The 1,816-nt window shown below is 42.3% G+C and carries 3 protein-coding genes; all 3 read right to left on the bottom strand.

Features of this window, described 5'->3' with window-relative positions; all coding sequences use genetic code 11:
• Positions 1 to 39: 39 nt before the first annotated feature.
• Entirely contained in the window at positions 40 to 360 is a 321-nt protein-coding gene (locus H9S92_RS14765; RefSeq protein WP_187467472.1) for a hypothetical protein, read from the bottom strand.
• A 109-nt stretch (positions 361 to 469) separates the two neighbouring features.
• Positions 470 to 874 carry a hypothetical protein gene (locus H9S92_RS14760; protein ID WP_187467471.1) on the bottom strand — a complete coding sequence of 135 codons (405 nt, stop codon included), beginning with the start codon at positions 872 to 874 and terminating at the stop codon, positions 470 to 472.
• 7 nt (positions 875 to 881) lie between these two features.
• Positions 882 to 1,816, bottom strand: a 935-nt coding sequence (locus H9S92_RS14755; protein WP_187467470.1) for an RHS repeat-associated core domain-containing protein, incomplete at its 5' end; no start/stop codon positions are given.

The following is a 1,816-nucleotide window of genomic DNA, read 5'->3' as shown; positions in this document are numbered from 1 at the left end:
GACAGCCTTTGGTATGCCAATTTCTAAAATTAAAATTGATTAATTTGTAATAACCGCAGCGTAAGCTTTACCCAAAATCTTCATGCAACAACGCCTTCCAGTATAGTAAAGTTGATGTTTGTTGCCGATTAAAAAAAGGTAATAGCCTTGGTCTTCAGCGGATAGTTTTTGCGCTGGGAGCCGGCCGCAACCCAACAGAAAGAGCACAATAAAGGGCAGCAGAAAAAAATTACTGACGCGTCGGAACGGTTGGGGTAATTTTGATTCTGGGGTTAAGCCCAGTGGCGCTGAAGTGTCTAAAGGGGTTGGATGCATGGGTATTTTTATTTTGGTTGGGGAGGTTACTAAACTGACTTTCATGGAAGAAGGGAGAGTTTCATTTAGACCTACGAATTCTTGTGCAGTGTTTATTGTGCGTCTGAATGTAAATTTATGGGCTATGAATATGCGCTGGGTGCGGCCAGCCTCTCTACCTACTACTTAAACGAATAAAGAAATCTTCAAATTCTAACCTTGAACCATTGATGTGCGCAGCAACATTATCAAAAATAATTTTATCGCCATTCAAGGCTTTATTTTCAAGGTACGATTCAAATTGCGAAGGGAACTTATTGCCAGAGACATACCTACTTTTGATTATTTTTTCACCACGAACTATCCTTATACGAAAGCTTTTGACGACAGGGGCACTAATACTTGGGGTCTCACTGTATACTCTTAGGCCAGTGCTAGCCGCTAGCCCATGCTGTTTAATTGCGTGTTCATCACCCGATAAAAAAATAAAAAATCCATTCTCTTCTGCGGGCAGTACTGGGCTTGCACTTCTTTGGCAAGAATAGAGAATCAAAGTTAGGGATAAAAATATTAGTTTCACAACCCAACTATTTATTGACCGGAATTGGCTTTGATACTTTAGGGCCCTTCTCTCCTCCTGACCAAACTTGGTATGTACTGACTGGTTTTCCATTTTTGTCAAAATTTGTAAAAGTTATCAAATCAATCCCTCCTGAATAAGACTTCATGTCAGTGTCTCTCGTGAAAACCCCTGAAACGAGGGCTTCTTGCTCAAGTGCAAATTCATGGGACTTCAAAAATTCTTGTGAAGGTTTACCCGGATCCTCGCCTTGACCTTGTCTAATGACTCCAAGCAGGCCTTGTACGACTTGGCGGTCATACTGTTCAGCAAAAAAATGAACGTAGTGGGACAGTGCACTACGAGATCCTTTCATGTTATCTGAATAAGCACTAAAATCACTTGGGTCAAATTCTCTTGAATCATAGCTTTCGAAGTTTATACTTTTATCATTGTTAGCCAATCGTACAGTGATCTCATCCTCATTGTTAGCATAACCACTAATAATATCAAAAGCTACCTGCTGCTCTTCATTCAATGCTCCTGTTTGCTCAAGTATTAATCTGGAACCCCCTCCAGAAGAAAAACTTGCATTTACATTTCCACCAAATAGGGTATTTATTTGGTTAATGAAAAATTCGCGATCCTGAGCGGATCCTGCAAGGACTATAATATATTCTCCATTTGGATCAATAGCATTAATGGGATTGTTCGCTACATAATTATACGGAGAAAAATTTGCGTATTCTAACGCAAGCGGATCCACCGCCAACCACCGCCCCACCGCTGGATCATACCACCGCGCGCCATAATCAGACAAGCCCAACTCCTCCGCAAACTCCTTCCCATTATACTTATACGCATACCCTCCAGCCCCGGAACTCCGGTCTGCATTGACCATCCCGAAGGGGTAGTAATCCAGCACCGACTGTACGGTCACTGCGCCCGTGGGGCTGGTGCGGA

The sequence above is a fragment of the Neolewinella lacunae genome (assembly GCF_014349155.1).
Classification (GTDB): Bacteria; Bacteroidota; Bacteroidia; order Chitinophagales; family Saprospiraceae; genus Neolewinella; species Neolewinella lacunae.
Note: the sequence above shows the minus strand (reverse complement) of the source record. Positions and strands in the feature narration are given on the sequence as shown.

Excerpts from the sequence above, each read along its gene's own strand:
- H9S92_RS14765 (WP_187467472.1), bottom strand. The coding sequence starts at position 360 with ATGAAAGTCAGTTTAGTAACCTCCCCAACCAAAATAAAAATACCCATG.